19 protein-coding genes and 2 riboswitches are annotated in these 21,132 nt (G+C 28.6%); of the genes, 17 read left to right on the top strand and 2 right to left on the bottom strand.

Translation table 11 applies throughout. The features are described 5' to 3' along the window. Positions 1–38: 38 nt before the first annotated feature. From ACQPUW_RS13275 to ACQPUW_RS13210, 14 genes are all read left to right on the top strand, one after another. Positions 39–701 carry a DUF969 domain-containing protein gene (locus ACQPUW_RS13275; protein WP_430838094.1) on the top strand — a complete coding sequence of 221 codons (663 nt, stop codon included), beginning with the start codon at positions 39–41 and terminating at the stop codon, positions 699–701. A gap of 26 nt (positions 702–727) precedes the next feature. Continuing rightward, positions 728–1,660 carry a DUF979 domain-containing protein gene (locus tag ACQPUW_RS13270; RefSeq protein ID WP_430837978.1) on the top strand — a complete coding sequence of 311 codons (933 nt, stop codon included), beginning with the start codon at positions 728–730 and terminating at the stop codon, positions 1,658–1,660. Between the two features lie 77 nt (positions 1,661–1,737). Continuing rightward, a complete protein-coding gene (gene pcp / locus ACQPUW_RS13265) occupies positions 1,738–2,379 on the top strand; it encodes a pyroglutamyl-peptidase I (RefSeq protein WP_430837977.1) in 642 nt (213 codons plus the stop codon). Then, positions 2,373–2,777 carry a gamma-glutamylcyclotransferase family protein gene (locus tag ACQPUW_RS13260; protein WP_430837976.1) on the top strand — a complete coding sequence of 135 codons (405 nt, stop codon included), beginning with the start codon at positions 2,373–2,375 and terminating at the stop codon, positions 2,775–2,777. The genes pcp and ACQPUW_RS13260 overlap by 7 nt, the downstream gene beginning before the upstream one ends. Before the next feature lie 247 nt (positions 2,778–3,024). Then, entirely contained in the window at positions 3,025–3,534 is a 510-nt protein-coding gene (locus ACQPUW_RS13255; RefSeq protein WP_430837975.1) for a signal peptidase I, read from the top strand. A gap of 198 nt (positions 3,535–3,732) precedes the next feature. Then, positions 3,733–3,815, top strand: a riboswitch (cyclic di-GMP riboswitch). A 45-nt stretch (positions 3,816–3,860) separates the two neighbouring features. Further along, a riboswitch (cyclic di-GMP riboswitch) is annotated at positions 3,861–3,944 on the top strand. 88 nt (positions 3,945–4,032) lie between these two features. Further along, positions 4,033–4,743: a BsaA family SipW-dependent biofilm matrix protein gene (locus ACQPUW_RS13250; RefSeq protein ID WP_430837974.1), complete on the top strand. Its 711-nt coding sequence runs from the start codon at positions 4,033–4,035 to the stop codon at positions 4,741–4,743. A gap of 23 nt (positions 4,744–4,766) precedes the next feature. After that, positions 4,767–5,477: an LPXTG cell wall anchor domain-containing protein gene (locus ACQPUW_RS13245; RefSeq protein ID WP_430837973.1), complete on the top strand. Its 711-nt coding sequence runs from the start codon at positions 4,767–4,769 to the stop codon at positions 5,475–5,477. A gap of 26 nt (positions 5,478–5,503) precedes the next feature. Then, entirely contained in the window at positions 5,504–6,154 is a 651-nt protein-coding gene (locus ACQPUW_RS13240) for a SipW-dependent-type signal peptide-containing protein (RefSeq protein WP_430837972.1), read from the top strand. A 24-nt stretch (positions 6,155–6,178) separates the two neighbouring features. Continuing rightward, on the top strand, positions 6,179–8,623 hold the full coding sequence (locus ACQPUW_RS13235) for a hypothetical protein (protein WP_430837971.1): 2,445 nt from the start codon (positions 6,179–6,181) through the stop codon (positions 8,621–8,623). Between the two features lie 160 nt (positions 8,624–8,783). Next, entirely contained in the window at positions 8,784–9,776 is a 993-nt protein-coding gene (locus tag ACQPUW_RS13230) for a LacI family DNA-binding transcriptional regulator (protein ID WP_430837970.1), read from the top strand. Between the two features lie 364 nt (positions 9,777–10,140). Beyond that, complete coding sequence (locus ACQPUW_RS13225; RefSeq protein ID WP_430837969.1) at positions 10,141–11,805, top strand: glycoside hydrolase family 13 protein; 1,665 nt, start codon at positions 10,141–10,143, stop codon at positions 11,803–11,805. 23 nt (positions 11,806–11,828) lie between these two features. Then, entirely contained in the window at positions 11,829–13,490 is a 1,662-nt protein-coding gene (locus tag ACQPUW_RS13220) for a PTS transporter subunit IIBC (protein ID WP_430837968.1), read from the top strand. Positions 13,491–13,497: 7 nt separating this feature from the next. Further along, on the top strand, positions 13,498–14,295 hold the full coding sequence (locus ACQPUW_RS13215) for an endonuclease/exonuclease/phosphatase family protein (RefSeq protein ID WP_430837967.1): 798 nt from the start codon (positions 13,498–13,500) through the stop codon (positions 14,293–14,295). A gap of 330 nt (positions 14,296–14,625) precedes the next feature. After that, positions 14,626–14,748: a hypothetical protein gene (locus ACQPUW_RS13210; RefSeq protein ID WP_430837966.1), complete on the top strand. Its 123-nt coding sequence runs from the start codon at positions 14,626–14,628 to the stop codon at positions 14,746–14,748. 259 nt (positions 14,749–15,007) lie between these two features. Here the strand turns inward: ACQPUW_RS13210 and ACQPUW_RS13205 are convergent, their stop codons facing one another. Continuing rightward, the gene (locus ACQPUW_RS13205) at positions 15,008–15,658 is read right to left on the bottom strand and encodes a dUTP diphosphatase (RefSeq protein ID WP_430837965.1); all 651 of its coding nucleotides are present in this window, start codon (positions 15,656–15,658) and stop codon (positions 15,008–15,010) included. A 207-nt stretch (positions 15,659–15,865) separates the two neighbouring features. Between ACQPUW_RS13205 and ACQPUW_RS13200 the strand changes: the two genes are divergently transcribed. The 3 genes from ACQPUW_RS13200 to ACQPUW_RS13190 all read left to right on the top strand — a co-directional run bounded on the left by ACQPUW_RS13200 (position 15,866) and on the right by ACQPUW_RS13190 (position 19,587). Continuing rightward, entirely contained in the window at positions 15,866–18,379 is a 2,514-nt protein-coding gene (locus ACQPUW_RS13200; RefSeq protein WP_430837964.1) for an ABC transporter permease, read from the top strand. Positions 18,380–18,397: 18 nt separating this feature from the next. Then, on the top strand, positions 18,398–19,084 hold the full coding sequence (locus ACQPUW_RS13195) for an ABC transporter ATP-binding protein (protein ID WP_430837963.1): 687 nt from the start codon (positions 18,398–18,400) through the stop codon (positions 19,082–19,084). Positions 19,085–19,170: 86 nt separating this feature from the next. Beyond that, the gene (locus tag ACQPUW_RS13190; RefSeq protein WP_430837962.1) at positions 19,171–19,587 is read left to right on the top strand and encodes an acyl-CoA thioesterase; all 417 of its coding nucleotides are present in this window, start codon (positions 19,171–19,173) and stop codon (positions 19,585–19,587) included. A 63-nt stretch (positions 19,588–19,650) separates the two neighbouring features. Here the strand turns inward: ACQPUW_RS13190 and pyk are convergent, their stop codons facing one another. Continuing rightward, a complete protein-coding gene (gene pyk / locus ACQPUW_RS13185) occupies positions 19,651–21,063 on the bottom strand; it encodes a pyruvate kinase (RefSeq protein ID WP_430837961.1) in 1,413 nt (470 codons plus the stop codon). Positions 21,064–21,132 lie beyond the last annotated feature (69 nt).

Genomic DNA, 21,132 nt, shown 5'->3' with positions numbered 1-21,132 from the left:
ATTAGTAGAACAGTAGATGGGAGTGAGAGTAACTAATGATTAAGTTAATTGGAGTTTTAATTGTAATATTAGGTTTTGTATTAAAAGTAGAAACCTTATTTACAGTTTTAGTAGCAGGACTTGTAACAGGGTTAGTTGCAGGAATGGACTTAAATGAAATTTTAACTGTACTTGGACAATCCTTTGTAGCAAATAGAGCAGTTTCATTATTTATTTTAACATTACCTGTTATAGGTATTTTAGAAAGATATGGATTAAGACAAAGAGCAATATACTTAGTAAAAAAATTAGGAAAGCTTACAACAGGAGGAGTTTTAAGTGCTTATACATTAATTAGAGAAATCACTGGAGCACTTTCAATAAGAATAAGTGGACATCCTCAGTTTGTTAGACCTATAGTTAATCCAATGGCGCAGGCAGCTGCACAGAGTAAGTATGGAGAAATAGAAGAAAAGGATGTAGAAAAGATAAAAGCATTATCAGCAGCATCTGAGAATTATGGTAACTTCTTTGGACAAAATCTTTTTGCTGGAAGCTCAGGGGTACTTTTAATATCAAGTACATTAACTGAATTTGGATACGATGTTACAGCTTTAAGTATAGCGAAGGCTAGCATAATTATGGCAGTAGTAGCATTTTTAATTTCAGCATTACAAAATTATTTATACGACAAAAAAATGAAAAAGAAGTACGGTAAGTAGTTATACGCAGGATGGGAGGATAGTATATGCAAGGATTTATAGATATAGCATTAGAAATTTTCTATGTATCAATGGGTTTACTTATGTTAGTAATAGCATATAAATCATTTAGAACAATAGATTCAAATAAAAGATATTTCACAGCAGCATTTTGGACTATGATATCATTGCCATTTATATTTGGTAAGGTATTACCTGCAAATGTAGTTGGAGGAATATTAGTATTATCAAGTCTTTTAACACTTTCAAAACAAGTAGTTTTTGCAAAGTATGATATGGCAACAGAGGAAGAAGGACAGAAAGCTTCAGATAGAATAAAGAGTAAGGTATTTGTTCCATCATTAATATTAGCACTTGCAGCAGTTGTAGTTGCAATGGTACTTGCAGATTACAAAAATTCATCACAGTTTGCTATAGGGGTAGGTGCAATAGCAGCTATGATAGCAGCATTTTCAATAACTAAAGCTAAGCCTAAAGAAGCTGTAAATGATGGTGCTAGGCTTCTTCATCAAATGGGACCAACAAGTATGTTACCTCAACTTTTAGTTGCACTTGGAGCATTATTTACACAAGCTGGAGTTGGAGAAGTTATATCACAACATATTTCAGGTATAGTGCCTCAAGATAGTAGATTCTTTGGAGTAGTAGCATACGTACTTGGAATGGCACTATTTACAATGGTTATGGGTAATGGTTTTGCAGCATTTTCAGTAATTACAGCAGGGATTGGAGTGCCTTTTGTACTTGCACAAGGTGGAAATCCAGCAATAGTTGGAGCACTTGCACTTACAGCAGGATACTGTGGAACACTTTTAACGCCAATGGCAGCAAACTTTAATATAGTACCATCAGCATTGTTAGAATGTAAGAATCAGTATGAAGTAATAAAATATCAAGCACCAGCAGCAATAGTGTTATTGGTTTTACACATATTTGTAATGTATTTCTTAGCATTTTAATAAATTGTTCTAATAAAAAGAGTTTTTATGAAACAATTTAAGAGTAGAATTTTAGAAAAACAAAGGAGGAGTTATTAATGAAAGTACTATTAACAGGATTTGATCCCTTTGGAGGAGAAAAAGTAAATCCAGCTCAAGAAGCAGTTATGAGAGTTAGTGAAAATATAAATGGTGCAGAAGTAATAAAGCTTATAATACCAACTGTTTATGAGAAATCACTAAGCGCAATTGAAAAAGCTATAGAAGAGCATAAGCCAGATGTTGTTATATCAATAGGTCAGGCCGGAGGAAGATTTGATATAACTCCAGAGAGAGTGGCAATTAATATTAATGATTTTAGAATTAAAGATAATGAAGGTAATCAACCAGTTGATGAACCAATAAGAGAAGATGGAAAGGCAGCATATTTCTCAAGCTTACCAGTAAAGGGAATGGTTAAGCACTTAAATGAGAATGGAATACCAAGTACACTTTCAAATACAGCAGGAACTTTTGTATGTAATCATGTAATGTATGGGATTTTATATATGATTGATAAGAAGTATCCAAATGTTAAGGGTGGATTTATTCACATTCCTTATGTAACATCTCAAGTAATAGACAAAAAGAACACACCATTTATGTCATTAGAGGAGATAATAAAGGGAATAGAATTATCAATAGAAGCATGTACTATATACAATGAAGATATAAAAGCAATAGGTGGAGAGATATGCTAACAGAAAAAGTGTTTGTGTATGGAAGCCTTAGAAGTGGGATGTTCAACTATGAGAAGTTACTTAAGGGTAAGGTTAAAGGGTTAGAAAGTGGAACAGTTTGTGGGGAATTGTTTCATATAGAGAATAAGGGATATCCAGCAGTTATCTGTGGGGACAGCAAAATTGTTGGAGAATTAATGGAACTTAAAGATTTTAAGAAGACATTGAGAGAGTTAGATGAACTAGAGAATTATAATGAAGAGGATAAAAATTCAGAATATATAAGAGAAGTAGTAGAGGTTTCTTTAGAGAATGGGACTAAAGAAAAAGCATATTTCTACAGATATAATAAGGAAGCTGATAGGAATAAAATAGATAAGCTCCTTAAAGTTAACAGTGGGGACTGGGTAAATAGATAATATAAGATAAGAAATATATGAAGCAGTTTAGTATGATGGTCGTACTAAACTGCTTTTTCGTAATTAAATATGAATAATGCTTAAAGAAAAATAAATTTAATAATATAGTTAACTTTTACTTGTAATCAAGATATGGTTATTTAACAATTTGTAAAGAGAATTGACAATAAATAGTAATATATATAGACTAAAGAAGGACTAATAAATGAATATTAAGATAAAATCATAAGATAAAAGGGGTAAAGATATGAAGAAGAAAAAGAGTTCTTTAGCAGTTGTAGGAAATTGCATATTCTATTTATTCATAATAGCTGTTATATTTTTAGCTGGAATAAATATAATAGGATCAAAAGAAGGAAAACATCCAAGTATATTAGGATATAGTTCATATTACATATTAACAGGAAGTATGGAACCTACTATAAATCCAGGTAGTTTAGTGGTTGTAAAAGATGGAACGGATCAAGAAATAAATGTAGGGGATGTAATAACTTTTACAGGAAGAAATAGCAATACAATTACTACTCATAGAGTTAATCAGGTTATAAATAATGGAGAAGAATTTATAACAAAAGGTGATGCTAATAATGTAGTGGATCCAATAAGTGTTCAGAGAAATCAAGTTATAGGGAAAGTTATGTTCCATATACCTTATCTTGGGGAAGTTTCTCAGTTTGTTCAAAAGAATTTAGTTCTAATATTAGTTGTGATATTAGCTTTATTTGGACTATCATTCTTAGTTGGAAGAAAAAAATAACTATATAGAAATATTAAGAGAAGTATAGATATTTTTACTATACTTCTTTTTTATTTTGATAAATATAGATAAATTAAAACAAATATTAATGATACGTATATTTAGTAAAGGTTATGTAAAGCATATGTAAAGCGTATTGACTCTCTTTTATATCAGATGGTAATATTTATATGAAATTAACAAAAGATTATTAAAATCAAAAATATAGGAGCTTTGAAATATATTCTGTATGTGGGCACTTGGGGTATATGGAGCTAGTAGTGCAACCGACTAATTTATATTATTAAAGATAAAATATAGATTAGTTTTTTTTATGTTTAAAATTAATTTAATATAGATGCTTTGAATTATATTCTATATTTGGGCACTTGGAATATATGGAGCTAGTAGTGCAACCGGCTAATTCACAAATATATTGTATTAGTCCTTTTTTAAGGCTTTTACTTACAAAAATTCTTAAATATTTAAAAAAATTAAAATTTAGGGGGGAATTAACAAATGAAAAAGAAGAAAATATTAAGTGTAATTGCGGCAGTTGTAGTAGTGGCATCATTAGCGATAGGATCATTAGCATATTTTACATCAAAGGAAACAGTGAAGAACTCATTTAGCACAGTTGCTAATGGAACTGAAGATAAAGGTGGAGATGCTGGAATAGATATAAATGAAAATTTCGATCCGAATCAAGCTAAGAATATGATTCCAGGAGATACTGTAAATAAGGATGTACAAGTAGATAGTACAGCAAATTATGGACAATTCGTAAGAGTTAAATTATCACCAAATTGGATCAACAAAGATGGTAGTATAAATGTTGGATTAAATGATACAGATTTAGATGATATAGTATTAAATAAAGTAAATTTAGCAACAAATATTACAGAAAACCAATGGTTTGATGGTGGAGATGGATATTACTATTACATAGGAGTTTTAGCACCACAAGGACAATCAGGATCAAGTACTCCAAGATTATTGGACTCAGTAACTTTAGCAAGTGACACAGAAAAAGCTGCTTTAGGAAATAGATTTACAGTTGATGTAACAGCAGAATCAGTTCAAGCTTCAAATGATGCATTTACATCAGCATGGGGTGATGTACCATCAGCTGTTTCAGAAAAATTAAAATCACTTCAAATTCAAGGAAAAACACAAGCTAATACTGATACTAATACAGCAGAAGAACCAAAAGCAAGTCTAGCAAAATAATAGAATAATCAAGGAGTGATATTATGAAAAAATCTTTAAAGATTTTCATACTATTTATTTCACTTCTCTTAGGAATAACTACCAATGGGGTGGCAGCAGAGCTGCCACCCTCTAATATTAAAATAGATAAAGATGGAGTTCATTTTATCTATACAAAAGATAATAGTGATATATTTCTAGAAAAGAAGGGAATGTTACCTGGTGATTCAGTAAGTGGAACTCTTACTGTAGAAAATAATTTAAAAGAGCCTTTTGAAGTGTTTATGAAAGCTGAAAGAGTAGGAGCACAACAAAAAGTAGATTTATGTGAAGTATTAGATCTTTCAATAAATTATGATGGTAAGAACATATACCATGGCACTGTAAGTGGAAAAGACGGATTAAGAAATAATATAAGTTTAGGTACTGTTAAACCAGGGGAAAAAAAGATTTTAAATGCAAAGGTTGTCCTGGATGGAAAAGCCACAGATAATAAATATAAGAATAAAAGATCAGATGTAAATTGGATATTTACAGCTGTTGGAGATATAGATAATAAAGTAATAAGCACAGAGAATAACTCTAATAGTTCAAAAGATGATTTCGAGAATATTGTTGAAAGAATAAAAAATGTACTTCCTAAGACAGGATATAGTGGATTATTACAAATTAGCATAGGTGGTATAATAATAGGATTAGGGATATTTCTCATAGTAAGGAAGAAAAAGAATAATGAGAATGAGAAGTCCTCTTAAAATACTATTAAATGGAGTGTATGAAAATGAAAAAAGTAGGATTAACATTAGGTATAGTTCTTTTAATTTCAGTAGCAGCTGCTTCTATAGCATATTTTACCAGTAAGGAAACTTTAAAAAATAAATTTAAGGTAGGAAGTATAAAAACTGAAGTAATAGAGGATTTCAATCAAAACTCTGAATTGCCTTCAAATAAACAAGTACCTAAAGTTGTTAAAATAAAGAATACTGGAGATAACCCAGTTTTAGTAAGAGTTATAATAAACCCTCAATGGGATGAAGAAAAAGATGAGAACGGAAAAGTAACTAAACTTACAACATCAGCATCAAATCAGGTACAATTGAACTTTTCAGATACATGGAAGAAATATTGGATAAAAGGTAATGATGGATATTACTATTACAATAAAGTTTTAAAACCTGCTGAGAAGGATGATAAAGGAAATATAATTAAGGAAGCAGATGAAACAAGCCCTTTATTAGAATCTGTATCATTAAAAGATATTCCAAATGAAGAGAAGGCAGAATATAAAAATAGAAGTTTAACAGTAAATGTTTCATCAGAGGCAATTCAAGTTAATGATAAAGCCCTTGAAGATGAATGGAATTCAAATAAAACTATGGGAGATGTATATTCTCAACTACAAGATATTATAAAATCATATAATGAAAAATAAATAAGAGGGGAGGGAAAGGTATAAATGAGAATATATAGAAAACAAAGGAATAGTATAAAAAGAATAGTTAGCTTAGTAGTATTACTACTTATGATATTTGGATGTATTATAACTCCTAAAATAACAAATGCCGCAGATAATAATAATGTAGTATCACAGAACATAGATGAAAATGGTATTATAGAAATTCCTCTATCATGGTCAAGTAATAACATGAATAGAGTAAACTCAACCTATGATAATGATTATAATAGCAGCGGAATATCGGCAGATTATTTTGATAATATATTCAATACTCAAAATATATTAAATAGTCCACAAAATGCTAAGGCGGTCCAAAAACATTTTTGGGGTAAGTGGTACTACACTAATGAACCTGCTAAAACTGGAGCAACTCTAAGGACAGAATTTATGATGGAAAATGATAATAATTATACTATAGATTATAGTAGATTAGAGAGTTGGTTTGAGGGAAGCAATAAAGGTGATACTAAGCCCTATAATTTACCACAGGTCTTGAATTGGAATTCTGTAAATGGAACAGCGCAGAAATGGAATCAGTCAACTCCAGAAGATTATACAACACAAGATTGGAACTTATTTAGAGGGATAGCTGATTTAAGTGGAATTAATACAGATGATTATGAGTTTTATTTAGCTGCGCCTAAATCACACGCAATGTTTATAGGAGCTAATGACTTGATATCAGTTTTTGTTGATGAAATGACAACAGATATTAATTTTGCAACTTATAGAAATTCATCAACTCCAAATAAAGAAATTAATTTTATTGATGGAAATGGAGTTAATAATAAATTAGAGTTTAAGAGAGAATACTGGGGTACAAGAGATCATAATAGCTGTGTTGCTGAGAATTTAGATAAATACAATAGTATAATTGATGGTTGGCATGTGGATTTAAATGATTCTATAAAAGATAAAAGTGGTAATGTTATTTTAGGAGACGTAACTAAAATTATACAAAGCAATCGATATAAAAATTCAAAACATGCAATAGATTTATTAACAAGTGAATGGTGTAATAATGGTGGAGTAACAAAACTAGCTTTATATGCAGTAAAGAAGCCTACTATAGATATTCAGAAGATTGCATATGTCAAACAAAGTGATATTGATAAAATAAATAAAGATAATAATGAAAATATAAATATAGATTCTAAATATATTTTAAAAAGAGAAGATTCTACAACTAATGGAAAAAGTGACACTGATATTATACTTAAAACACATAAAACAGATGCGGATGGAAATAGATTAAAATCTAATGATGGTAAATATATTCAATCAGATGAAATACCTGAAGTACCAGCAAATTTACCAATTTATTTTAAATTTAAAGTAACTGCAAATAATAGTACTATAAATAATATTACTTTAAACGATAATGACAATGATATGAACATAAAGTTTTCTAAAGAAATAAAAGAGCTGAAACCAAATGAACCAATTATAATTAAAGATGAGGAAAATTTAAAGTTTCAGAATACAGCAAATAACTATACTGATTTAAATAAAGTTTTTAATAATACTGTTAGTATTACAGGGAAATATTTTAATAATCAATTAAGTGTTAGCAATTCGGATAGTGTAAAAATTAAAACTAAGACAGATAGCCCTATTAAAATTGATGTATATAAAGATTTAGTTAGCATAAATAACGTTAATGTTGATTATAATAAAAATCCTGTACCATTAGTTATGGGTGATGTAGCTAAGTTTAAGATAACAATAAAGAATGAAACATTAAATGGAGATACTCCTATATATTTAAATAACTTAGAATTAAAAGATGAATTAAATTATGATAATGGAGAAAAGGTACTTTATTCAGAAAACACAGATAAATGGATTTTTCTAAATGATAAAAATGAGAGAATAGATCCTAAGAATATAACCCTTTCACCAAATGAAGAGTTAAGCTTATATGCAGAATGTACTGTCCCTGATGTACCGGCAAATAGGGGAATAAACGGTGCTAGTATATACTATAATGGCGAAAAAATTGCATATGATAGAGTTGACTTTAATATTAAAGAAAAAACTGGAACAATAAAAGTAACTAAGAAGGTAAATCAAAAATTTGATAAAAATAAATCACAGTATTCAGAGCTAAGTGAAAATGATAAAGAAGCTATTAAGAATCAGTTGTTTACGATAAATGTATTAGATAAAAATGATGGTAGTACTCAAAGTGTAGCCATAAAAAGTGGAGAAACAGCTCAATTTACTGGATTAAAATATAAACATAGTTATGTTGTAACTGAAAGTATTCCTATGAATTATAAACTAGAATCAATAAATGGAGATGAAGCAAAAAGTTATACTTTTACAATGGGATCAGATACAGATAACACCGATATAATCATAGATAATGCTTATTCAGATGATGGATGGTTTGAATTTGGTCAAACTATAGTGAATAAGTTAAAGACAGCCCTAAATATTTAACTTTAGTAAGTTAAATTTAAATACAATAAACAGAGTTCTATTGAATTATAGTACTCTGTTTATTATTTTTTATGAGTAAATTAATATAGCAAAGTGAATATAGAATAATTAAATGAATTATGATATATTTTAACTAAAAGTTTAAAGGGGAGTTGAGGGTTTGAAAGTTACAATAAAAGATGTAGCAAAGGAAGCAAATGTTGCTCCATCTACTGTTTCAAGAGTTATAGCCAATAGCCATAAGATTAGTGAAGAAACTAAGTTAAAAGTAAATAAGGCAATAAAAAAGTTAGGTTATACACCAAATGTAATGGCAAGGGGACTTGTGAGCAATAAAACTAGAATACTAGGTGTTGTATTGCCTAGTGAAGCTGCAGATCTATTTAAAAATCCATTCTTTGTAGAAGCGATGAAGGGTATGAGTATGGGAGCAGAAGAAAATGGTTATTACATAATGTATGCTTTTAGTAAAAATGAGGAAGACGAATTAAAGAGCATTAAAGAGTTTGTATCTAGTAATTTATTAGATGGTATATGTTTACTTGCAGCAAGAGAGAATGATAGATGTATAAAATATCTAAAAGATATTAAATTTCCATTCGTAGTTGTAGGAAGACCAGATAATGATAAAGATATACTATGGGTAGATAATGATAACTTTAATGCAATGTATAGTGTAGTAAATAGATTCATATCAGAAGGAGAAAATAATATTGCATTTATAGGTGCTAAGAAGGATTGGAATGTATCTAGGTATAGATTAAATGGTTTTAAAGAGGCTTTAAAGATAAATGGTATAAGCTATGATAAAGATAAAGTAATTGAAACTGAAGATTTTAATGAGGCGTGTGGATATGAAGCGATGCAAAAAATAATATCAAAGAATAAGCCTAATATTGTTGTAACAACTGAAGACCTTTTAGCTTTTGGAGCAAATAAGTTTTTAATTGAAAATAATATTAATGGAATAAAACTTATAGGATTTAATAATACACCTATGGCAAAATATCAAATTCCTCCAATATCATCAATAGATATAAATGCAACAGAACTTGGATATCAGGCTACAAAGTTACTTATAAGCTCATTAGATAATAATAATGATGATAAGATAAATCACTATATTGTTGATACTAAGTTTATAGAAAGATAGAAAAAGTATATTATTTGTATTTCAATAAAATATATATTTAGAAGTTGGGCAAACGTTTGCGTGAAAAAATAAGAATAAGTGAGAAAAAAAGAGATGAGAGTAGATTAAATGAGTAAAATTTACTCTCATCTCTTTTGATAACATTTACAAAGTTTGATATTATAAAATTAGCAAACTTAAAGAAAAGATTTACGAATATTAAATTGTAAGTACTAGTGAGGATTTAGAAATAAAGCATAAGATTTTAGTAGTAAATAAATTCACTAAGAACTTTGATTTCTAATAAATCACTTATATTTTTGATAATTGGGCAAACGTTTGCCTAAGTTGAAATATTAGTTTATAGCGAGAGGGAATTAGTGTAATGAATAAAGTATGGTGGAAAGAGCTAGTTGGATATCAGATATATCCTAAAAGTTTTAAAGATTCAAATGGAGATGGGATAGGAGATCTTCAAGGAATAATATCAAAGTTAGATTATATAAAAGATTTAGGAATAGATGTTATATGGATATGTCCTATGTATAAATCACCAAATGATGATAATGGCTATGATATAAGTGATTATAAGGATATTCTTGATGAATTTGGTGACATGCAAGATTTTGATATGTTACTTAATGAGGTACATAATAGAGGCATGAAACTTATAATTGATTTAGTAATAAATCATACAAGTGATGAACATGAGTGGTTTATAGAATCAAAATCATCTAGAGATAATCCAAAGAGAGATTGGTATATCTGGAAAGATTCAAAGGATGGAAAAGAGCCAAATAACTGGGAAAGTATATTTAAAGGTTCAGCTTGGGAGTATAGCAAAGAACGTGAACAATACTATCTTCATCTATTTACTAAAAAGCAACCAGATTTAAATTGGGAAAATGAAGATATGAGAAAAGAAATCTACAATATGATAAATTGGTGGCTTGATAAGGGTGTTGATGGATTTAGAGTTGATGCAATAAGTCATATCAAAAAAGAGGACGGCTTTGAAGATATGGATAATCCAAATGGATTAAAGTATGTATCATCTTTTGACAAGCACATGAACGTAGATGGAATACATGAATATTTACAAGAATTAAAAGAAGAGACTTTTTCAAAATATAATATAATGACTGTCGGTGAAGCAAATGGCGTAAGTGCAAAAGAAGCAGAGGATTGGGTTTCAGAAGATAAAGGGAAATTTAATATGGTTTTTCAGTTTGAACATCTACACCTTTGGGACTATGAAGCTAAAAAGGGATTTGATGTTAAGGCATATAAAGATGTTTTAACAAGATGGCAAAAGGGATTAGAAGGTAAGGGATGGAATGCATTATTTATAGAGAATCATGATATTCCAAGAGTTGTATCAACTTGGGGGAATGATAAAGAATATCTAAGAGAAAGTGCAACATCTTTTGCAGCAACATATTTCCTTCAACAAGGAACACCATTTATTTATCAAGGACAAGAAATAGGAATGACTAATGTACAATTTGATAGTATAGATGATTATAAGGATGTAAAATGTATAAATGCTTATAATGAGAAGATTGAGAGTGGTATTTCAGAGAATGAAGCAATGGAAGAAGTTTTTGCAACTTCAAGGGATAATTCACGTACTCCAATGCAATGGGATTCAAGTAAAAATGCAGGGTTTACTACTGGAACTCCGTGGATTAAAGTTAATGACAACTATAAATATATAAATGTAAATGATGAGGAAAAGGATGAGAATTCAATTCTATCTTTCTATAAAAGACTTATAAAGCTTAGAAAATCTAGTGAGACTTTAATATATGGTACTTATGATTTGATATTAGAAGATGATGAGGAAATTTTCGCATATACAAGAAGTCTTGGAGATGAGAAGTATATTGTTATAGGTAATTTATCTAAATGCGAAAGCAAATATAATTATGAAAAATATAGTTTAAAATACGAAAATTTAGTTTTAAATAATTATAACGTTGAGAAGCATGATGAATTAACAGGGTTTACGTTAAAACCTTATGAATGTAGGGTATATAAATATATTTAAGTAAATTTGGGAGGTATAAAGGGATGAAGAAATTTAGGTTAGGTTCATTTGATTTTTGGCAAAAGTTCGGTAAGGCATTGCTAGTAGTAGTTGCGGTTATGCCAGCAGCTGGACTTATGATTTCAATAGGTAAAGTCATAGGAATATATGTAGATATTGATTTCATAAAAACTTGTGCAAGAGTCATGGAAGATATAGGTTGGGCAATAATCAATAATCTTAATTTACTATTTGCAGTAGCTATTGGTGGTTCTTGGGCTAAAGAGCGTGCAGGCGGAGCCTTTGCAGGAGCTTTAGCATTTATATTAACTAATAGGATAACAGGAGTAATCTTTGGGGTTACTGCAGATATGTTAGCTAAAACCTCAACTGACGTGGTACAGTCATTTACAGGGCAGCAATTATTAGCTAAAGATTATTTTATATCAGTACTTGGAGCACCAGCTCTAAATATGGGGGTATTTATCGGTATTATTTCAGGTTTCTTAGGGGCGGTTTTATATAATAAGTATTATAATTATAACAAATTACCTAATTCTTTAGCATTCTTCAATGGTAAACGTTTTGTTCCATTTGTAGTTATAGCAGGTTCAGTAGTTACTGCAGTAATACTATCTTTTGTATGGCCATTTATACAATATGGATTAAATTCATTTGGACAATGGATTGCAACATCAAAAGATACAGCACCAGTAATTGCACCATTTTTGTATGGTACATTAGAACGTTTACTATTACCATTTGGATTACATCATATGTTAACTGTTCCTATAAATTATACAGAACTTGGCGGAGTATATCATGTACTAACTGGATCTACTGCTGGCTCAGTAGTTGCAGGACAAGATCCATTATGGCTTGCATGGATAACTGACTTAAATAATTTAAAACAAGCTGGAGATATGGCAGCTTATAATAGTCTTCTAACTAGTATTACACCAGCACGTTTTAAAGCGGGACAAGTAATATTATCAAGCGCTTCATTAATAGGCGTAGCCTTTGCAATGTATAGAAACGTTGATCCAGATAAGAAGAAAAAGTATAAGACAGTATTTTTCTCAGCTGCAATAGCAGTATTCTTAACAGGTGTAACAGAACCTTTAGAGTTTATGTTTATGTTTGTATCACCAATTCTTTATGGAGTTTATGCAGTTCTAACAGGTATAGGATATGCATTAGCTGATATATTAAATTTAAGAGTACATGCTTTTGGATTTATTGAGTTATTAACTCGTACTCCACTTATGATTAATGCAGGACTAGTTGGGGATTTACTAAACTTCTTAATAGTAGCAGTAGTATTCTTCTTTGCAAACTTTGGAATAATGAATGTACTAATAAAGAAATTCAATATAGCTACTCCAGGACGTGCAGGAAATTATATTGATAGTGAAGATTCAGAAGGTGGAAAAGATAGTAGTAAGAGTAATTCAGGCACAGAAAATGATGATATTGCAAGAGAAGTAATTGTATTACTTGGAGGGAAAGATAATATAGTAGACGTAGATGCTTGTATGACTCGTCTTCGTGTTACGGTAAAAGATATAAGTTTAGTTGGTGATGAAAAGTCATGGAAATCAAATGGTGCAATAGGACTTATTCTAAAAGATAAAGGGGTACAAGCTATATATGGACCTAAAGCAGATGTATTAAAGTCAAATATACAAGATATTTTAGGAGTTTAGATAAAATATGAAATTACTTACATTAAATTGTCATTCATGGCAAGAGGAAAACCAAATTGAAAAGATAAAATATTTAGCTAAAGTAATAAAGGATAAAAAATATGATGTTATAGCACTTCAAGAAGTAAATCAAAGCATGGATTCAGATATAGTATTTAATAATATAAGAGAAGATAATTATGCTATGATTTTAATAAATCAGATAAAGAAACTTGGAGGAGAAGAGTATAATTTTGTATGGGATTTTTCACATATTGGATATGGAAAATATGAGGAGGGATCGGCTATTCTAACAAAGTATGAGATTCTTGAAAGTGAAAGTTTTTATATAACTAAAAATAAGTGTATAGATTTTTGGAAATCAAGAAAAATAGTTAAAGCTGTAGTTAGGGTTAATAATAAAAATATAGACTTTTATTCATGTCATATAGGCTGGTGGAATGATAAAGATGAAGATTTTAAAAATCAAATAAATGAATTATATAAGAGTGTTAAAGAAGGAAATGAGATTTCAATTTTAATGGGAGATTTTAATAGTAATGCACTAATAAGAGAGGAAGGCTATGATTTTGTTAAAGGTAAAGGACTAGTAGATACTTATGATTTAGCAAAATTAAAGGACTCAGGAATAACTGTTAAAGGGAAAATAGATGGATGGGATGATAATACAGAAGAATTAAGAATGGATATAATATTTACTAATAAATCAATGAGTGTTTTAGAAAGTAAGGTTATATTTAATGATATAAATAAGATGATAGTTTCTGATCATTATGGATTAGAAGTATTAATTGACAATCCTTAATACAATAATATATATAAATATCCTAGTTTTTGAGAAGTTTATAATATCTCTAGCTAGGATATTTTAATGTAATAAATTAAAAATAATACAATAATTATTTAAATTGTAACTAAATTAAACGATGTGTTAAAGATATAATAATTGCTAATAATTTGAATAAATACACAGTAAATAAGAGAAAATGCTTTATTATTTTATTAAAAACCTTGAAAATGGATTAATATAAATTAAAATGATTAAATATTAAGGTTATGTTGGTTTACCCTTTAGGAAATTGGTGTTAATATTAAGACAAGATTTGGACAGGCTATTATAAAGGGGATGAGAATTATGGGACAAAGAAGATATGATGAGGTAGCTAGAAAAACTGGTGAAGAAAAACTAGCTGAAGTAAGAAAAGAACAAGAAAAAATGGCAGACAAAATTAAAGAGAAGGAAAAGTTAAACAAATAAATTAGCTTAATCAAAAAATTTATATAAATAGGAAAGAACATCTTGCCTGCTTAAGTATATCTTAATTAAGCCAGATGCTCTTTTTTTATTAAAATTTTTTATACTTAAGTTTATGGCTTGTAATGATTTTTAATTGACACAACATCCCAATAAAAATTTTAGTGAAAAATAAAAAGAGTCGAATGTTTACATTCGACTCTTAATTTTATTATATAGTTTTTAAAAGTACCAAGTGCTCATCAATAAAATAATTTATAAATTAGAAACCAGTGTGACCGAAGCCACCACCTCTATTTACACCTTTCTTTATCTTACTTATATCATCCGTTTTAATGAAATTAGCCTTATAATAATGAGCTAAAACCATTTGTGCAATTCTATTTCCTTTTTTTATATAGATACTTCCATAAGGATTACCATTTTTATCTATATAAATATAGTTTTTTAGTAGTTTCCTAAAAGATTTATCATATTCTTCAAAGGCAAATACACTTTCTCCTTTAGAAGTTAAATAATCTCTAAGTTTAATTTGAGTATAATTCTCTTTTAAATCAGTAAGTATTGAGGGATCATTTGCTATTTGATAAGGTAAGCTTGATATATTATATTCATTTTCAAGTATAACTGAAATGTTATCTATAGAATCTGCATCAATTGTACCTATAGAGTTAGAAATTTTAAGGTCTGTTCTAAGGGAAAGTCCACTTCTAGCTCTTATCTGTATCTCCATATCATCTGGAATAGCAAACTTAATATTTAGAGGAATAGCAACTCTTTCAAATGGTAGTATTACCATATCAGTAGCAGCGAAAAGATCAGCGCCTGCAGCTAATGAAGTTTCATATTTTGGAACTGTAGCATCTTCATCATATTCTATATAAACATCAATTAAATTATTATCTTTTTTCATAATTAAATCACTCCCATAAAATTCTATAGATAAATTATATTATTTTAATTTATGGAGTAGTTAATAAGTACTTAAAATTAAACAATTATTAACAGAATAGAAATTTATATATAAAAATAAATGTAGTAATTATTCTTAATTTATATGATGTTATAATAAAAGGAATGGTAAAAAAATTAAAATTTAGTACATGAGGGGTGAGAACTAATGAGAATATTATTCACGTATTTATTTAAAAATATGTGGGAAAAGAAGCTTAGGAGCTTACTTATAATTTTAGCAGTAGGAATTACAACTGCTATGACATTTGCATCTTTTGGAACATCTGATAACTTTAAAAATATGGTTACTGAGAAAAATAAGGCTGAATTTGGAGATGCTAATATTATAATAACTCAAAAAGAGAGCTCAAATAATCCATTTTTAGATAAGGATATTTTAAATAAGACTTTAGAGGATGAAGAAAAGGCATATATATTTAATGGCAATGGATTATTTAAAGAAGGAGATAAGTCACTAAGAGTAGACATAATAGCTGGAGAGAACATAGAAAATCTTCAAAAAATAAATCCTATAGTATTTAAAGATGGTAAAGAAGATAATATAAATGAATTGAATGGAAATGAAGTAATAATTTCAGAGAAGATTTCTGAAGATTTGGATTTAAAAGTAGGAGACTCTTTTAATATAAAAAGTGAAGGTAAGAATATAACCCTTAAAGTTTCTGATGTTGCAGTTCCATCAGGGTTTTTCACAGAGAAGCCTGGAGAAATGACAATAATAATGAGTAATAGTGGATTATCAAAACTTATAGGAAAAAAAGAAGAAATAACATCAGCATTAGTTAGGTCAGATAAAAGTATTGATACTTTAAAGAAAACAGACTTAAAAGATTATTCTATAAAAGAAACTTTAAATAAAGAGGATTTAGATAAGATGGTTAGTCAATTTACTGTACCATTTTATATAATGCTTGCAGTTGTAGTATTAATGGCAGCATTTATTATATACTCATCCTTTAAAGTTATAATAATTGAAAGAATGGGGGTAATAGGAACTTTTAGAAGTATTGGCGCTACTAAAAAGGAGACAGATGGACTTATACTTTTAGAAAGTTTATTTTATGGAATAGTTGGCTGCATAGTTGGAACAGGACTTGGATTTCCAATGCTATATCTTTTAAGTGATAGCTCCAATCAGTTTAAAGATTATGGAGTAAGTACAACAATAAATTTTGATATTAAAAATCTAATTATAGCCTATATAATTGCTATTATACTTTGTTTAATAAGTTCCATAATACCTATACTTGGAGTATCAAGATTTTCAGTAAAGGAAATTATACTTGGAGAATATTCAAATGGGGGGAAGATACACCCATCATTTTGGGTAATCGGAATTGTATTAATAATAGCTCCATTCATATATATAAGCAAGTTTGAAGATACAGGTAATTTTATACTTAGTATGGCTTGTGCATTTTTTGTATTAATTGGTTCTGTTATGACGATTCCACTTATATTTAAAATTTTATCAAAGGTATTAAGAGGACTTTATAGATTAATATTTGGAAATATTGGAGTTCTGGCCTTAGAAAATATGGCGACATCAAAAAGCTTAATAAATAATGGTGTTTTAATATGTTCTGCACTTGCAGCTGTTACTGCTATATATGTAGCTTCATATAGTGTGAAAAGTCTAATTACAAACTCATATGATGGAGAAAATTATGAGGTGTCTATTTCAAATATTTCAAAGCTTAATTATGATGAAGTCCTTGCAAATTTAAAGAATCTAAAAGGTAAAGATATAGATGATTATTCAAATAGTTATGTAGAACATAATGTAAAGATAAAAGATAAAGATATGAATATAGGGGCACTTCAAGGAATTAACCCATCAAAATACTTAGAGTATTTCCGCGGTGAGAAGATATTTAATGATTCATCAGAAAGTAATAAGGAGATATTAGATAAATTAGATAGCGGAAATAAAATTATATTAGCTGATATATATAAGAAAAAATACAAGTTAAAAAGTGGTGATAAAATAGAATTGAATATTGATAATAAATTATATGAATATGAAATAGCAGGATTCCTATCATCACCAATAAGTGCAAATAAGAGAAATTGTTTAATAAGTGAAAAGAATTTTAAGGAAGATTTTAATAGAAGTGTTCCAAGTAGTATTTTAATTAAAGGGAAAGATATATCAGAAAATACACTTAAAAAGAGTTTAAATAAAGATTTAGATGAGTATGGAGTATCTATAAAAACAAAAGAAGAAATGAAAGAGAGTGAACTTGCAAATAATGCAGGACTTATGAGTTCGTTAGAGAGCTTTTCTATAATGGCATTAATTATTGGATCATTAGGGATAGTAAATAACTTAATGGTAAGTTTCATGCAAAGGAGAAAAGAACTTGCAGTACTAACTTCAGTTGGAATGAGTAAGGGGCAAAGAAGCAGAATGATATTTATAGAAGGTGCAACAATTGGAATATTTGGAAGTATACTTGGAGTATTTACTGGAGTTTTAGTGTGCAGATTTATACCTGAGATATCACTATCTTTAGATGCATATTTAAAGATAACTATTCCAGATAAAAAGTTAATAGGATTAACCATATTTGGAATAGTTCTTATGTTAGTTGCATCACTTGCACCAGTATTTAAGTCATCTAAAATATCAGTTGTTGATGAAATAAAATATGAGTAAAAAGAGGGTTTGGATAATATGGATAATATAATTGAGGTTAAAAATTTGTGGAAGAGTTTTGAAGTAGGCAATGAAAAAGTTGATATATTAAAAGATGTGTCTTTAGATATAAAAAAGGGGGAGTTTGTATCTATAATGGGACCATCAGGTTGTGGTAAGAGTACTTTATTATACTTAATTGGAGGACTAGATTCTCCAACAAAAGGAGAAGTTCTTTTAAATAAAAAAAATATTCATAAACTTAATGATAAAGATATGAGTAAGCTTAGAAGGAGAGATCTAGGATTTGTATTTCAGTTTTATAATTTAGTTCAGAATCTTTCAGTTGAGGACAATATATTATTACCAATAACATTAGATGGTGGAAGACTAAAGGATCATAAAAAGGATTTAGAAGAGATACTAGATATAATAGAACTTTCACACAAGAGAAAAGTTACTCCAAGAGAACTATCAGGAGGACAACAGCAGAGGGTTGCTATTGCAAGAGCACTAATAAATAAGCCAGAAATAATTCTAGCAGATGAACCAATAGGAAATTTAGATTCAAAGACTGGAACAGAAATAATGAAATTATTCCAAAGAATAAATAAAGAAAGAGGAATGTCTATAGTTAACGTTACTCACTCAAAAGAATCAGCGGAGTATGGAACTCACATAGTATTATTAAAAGATGGAGAAATTGTATCTAAGGATTCTATATAGATATTAATAATATTATAAGTTTAAGGGGATAATTTTATGTTAAAATAAAACATAATCTAGTATATTTAAGAAAAGAGGTATAGTGAATGAGTTTTACTGATATTAAAGTTAGATACGCAGAGACAGATGCAATGGCAGTAGTCCATCATGCTAATTATTATATATATTTTGAAGTAGCAAGAGAGGATTTAATAAGAGAATCAGGGATTTCTTATAAAGATTTAGAAGATAAGGGGATTATGATGCCTCTTATAGAAACTCATTGTAAATACATAGAAGCTGCTAAGTATGATGATGACTTAGTTGTTGAATCTTCTATTAGTGAGTTAACGCCAGTAAAGGTTAGAATAGAGTATGTCGTTAGAAGAAAAAATGATAACACTATTTTAGCTACAGGTAATACGCTTCAAACATTTGTAGATAGTAATGAATTCAAAATAGTAAATTTAAAAAGAAATAATGAAGATATATGGAATAAGTTTACTGAAATATTTGAAGCATAATAAATAAAAAGAATCCTAAATTTAGGATTCTTTTTGTTTATTATAATTATCTTTATCTATAAGTTAGAGATTTACAATCTTAAAATTATCGTTTTTCCAAGAAAAAGTCTTATTAGCTGTAAGAACTAATATAGTATCATATTTCTTAGCAAGACCATTGTTTAAAGCTATATTTCTTGCCTCTTCCATAAATTCTTCAGGACTATCAAACTTATCATAAATAAAAGGAGTTACCCCAAAATTAAGACAAAGGCTCTTTGCTATATCTTTGTTATCTGTGACAGCTATAATTGGTGCATCAGGTCTATATTTAGATATACTTCTTGGAAGCATACCATTATAAGTTCCAACGATTATAGCTTTTGTTGGAAATTTATTTGAGATTTCAGCAACTGAAGATGCCATTAAGTTATCATAATCTAATATTATATCGTTAGAAAATATTTTGAAAAACTCCTTATAATCTAAGTATTTTTCACTATCTTCTAGAATTTTTTTTAATGTTTTTAGTGTCTCTAATGGATAGTTACCGATAGCTGTAGTGCGTGTAAGCATTAATGCAGTAGTACCATCTAATACAGCATTGAAAACATCACTAGATTCTGCTCTTGTAGGTCTTGGAAAAGTATCCATTGAACTTAAAACTTGTGTAGATACAATGGCTATTTTATTTAATTTATTACATTTTTTTATTAAGTCCTTTTGAATAAATGGAATTTTTTCCACAGGAATATCTATTCCGAGCTCTCCTCTTGACATTATAATTCCATAGCATGAATTTAAAATATCATCTATATTATCTACAGCATCACTATTTTCGATTTCACAAATAAGCTTTATATTTGGCCCACCATATTCAATAACCATATCACGATATTTTAAACAATCAGCACCAGTTCTAACAGCAGAACATGATATAAAGTTCATTCCAATTTTACAAGCAAATTCAATATCCTTTTCCATCAATTCTGTTATTATTGAAGGGTTCTTAAATTTAGGTATATTTATTTGTTTATTTTCTGATATTACTCCACCGTGTGTTATTAAACATTTAATTTCTCTTCCTAAGATTTCTACAACTTCAAAAGAAATAAGTCCGTTATCTATATATAATTTATCTCCTATATTTAAATTCTCATGAAGATAGGAATTGCTTATTGAACATCTAGTATTATCACCTAAGATTTCACTGCCACAAAGAAATGAAAAATAATCATTGGTATTAAGTGTTACATTTTTATTTGAAAATTTATTAGTTCTTATCTTAGAATCTCTTATATCTCCAAGTATTGCTGTTGTTGTATCTAACTCTTCATCTAATTCATTTAAAATTTTAACTAGAGATTTTATTTCCTCATATGAGCTATGAAAGAAGTTTATTCTAGCTACATTCATTCCATTTTTAATAAGTTTTCGTATAGTATCTTTATTATTACTAGATGAACCTAGAGTAACAATCATTTTTGTCTTTTGCATTATTATCACCTCATTAAAGATATGTTTATATATGTATAGTAAAATTATACATATGTAAATATATAAAAT

Origin of the sequence: Clostridium sardiniense, from assembly GCF_050584765.1 — a bacterium.
Lineage (GTDB): Bacteria > Bacillota > Clostridia > Clostridiales > Clostridiaceae > Clostridium > Clostridium sardiniense_A.
This window is presented reverse-complemented; position numbering and strand designations above follow the sequence as displayed.

Excerpts from the sequence above, each read along its gene's own strand:
- ACQPUW_RS13245 (WP_430837973.1), top strand. The coding sequence starts at position 4,767 with ATGAAAAAATCTTTAAAGATTTTCATACTATTTATTTCACTTCTCTTA.
- pcp (WP_430837977.1), top strand. The coding sequence starts at position 1,738 with ATGAAAGTACTATTAACAGGATTTGATCCCTTTGGAGGAGAAAAAGTA.
- ACQPUW_RS13205 (WP_430837965.1), bottom strand. The coding sequence starts at position 15,658 with ATGAAAAAAGATAATAATTTAATTGATGTTTATATAGAATATGATGAA.
- ACQPUW_RS13215 (WP_430837967.1), top strand. The coding sequence starts at position 13,498 with ATGAAATTACTTACATTAAATTGTCATTCATGGCAAGAGGAAAACCAA.
- ACQPUW_RS13210 (WP_430837966.1), top strand. The coding sequence starts at position 14,626 with ATGGGACAAAGAAGATATGATGAGGTAGCTAGAAAAACTGGTGAAGAA.
- ACQPUW_RS13235 (WP_430837971.1), top strand. The coding sequence starts at position 6,179 with ATGAGAATATATAGAAAACAAAGGAATAGTATAAAAAGAATAGTTAGC.
- ACQPUW_RS13260 (WP_430837976.1), top strand. The coding sequence starts at position 2,373 with ATGCTAACAGAAAAAGTGTTTGTGTATGGAAGCCTTAGAAGTGGGATG.
- ACQPUW_RS13200 (WP_430837964.1), top strand. The coding sequence starts at position 15,866 with ATGAGAATATTATTCACGTATTTATTTAAAAATATGTGGGAAAAGAAG.
- ACQPUW_RS13240 (WP_430837972.1), top strand. The coding sequence starts at position 5,504 with ATGAAAAAAGTAGGATTAACATTAGGTATAGTTCTTTTAATTTCAGTA.
- pyk (WP_430837961.1), bottom strand. The coding sequence starts at position 21,063 with ATGCAAAAGACAAAAATGATTGTTACTCTAGGTTCATCTAGTAATAAT.
- ACQPUW_RS13270 (WP_430837978.1), top strand. The coding sequence starts at position 728 with ATGCAAGGATTTATAGATATAGCATTAGAAATTTTCTATGTATCAATG.
- ACQPUW_RS13195 (WP_430837963.1), top strand. The coding sequence starts at position 18,398 with ATGGATAATATAATTGAGGTTAAAAATTTGTGGAAGAGTTTTGAAGTA.
- ACQPUW_RS13190 (WP_430837962.1), top strand. The coding sequence starts at position 19,171 with ATGAGTTTTACTGATATTAAAGTTAGATACGCAGAGACAGATGCAATG.
- ACQPUW_RS13225 (WP_430837969.1), top strand. The coding sequence starts at position 10,141 with ATGAATAAAGTATGGTGGAAAGAGCTAGTTGGATATCAGATATATCCT.
- ACQPUW_RS13220 (WP_430837968.1), top strand. The coding sequence starts at position 11,829 with ATGAAGAAATTTAGGTTAGGTTCATTTGATTTTTGGCAAAAGTTCGGT.
- ACQPUW_RS13250 (WP_430837974.1), top strand. The coding sequence starts at position 4,033 with ATGAAAAAGAAGAAAATATTAAGTGTAATTGCGGCAGTTGTAGTAGTG.
- ACQPUW_RS13255 (WP_430837975.1), top strand. The coding sequence starts at position 3,025 with ATGAAGAAGAAAAAGAGTTCTTTAGCAGTTGTAGGAAATTGCATATTC.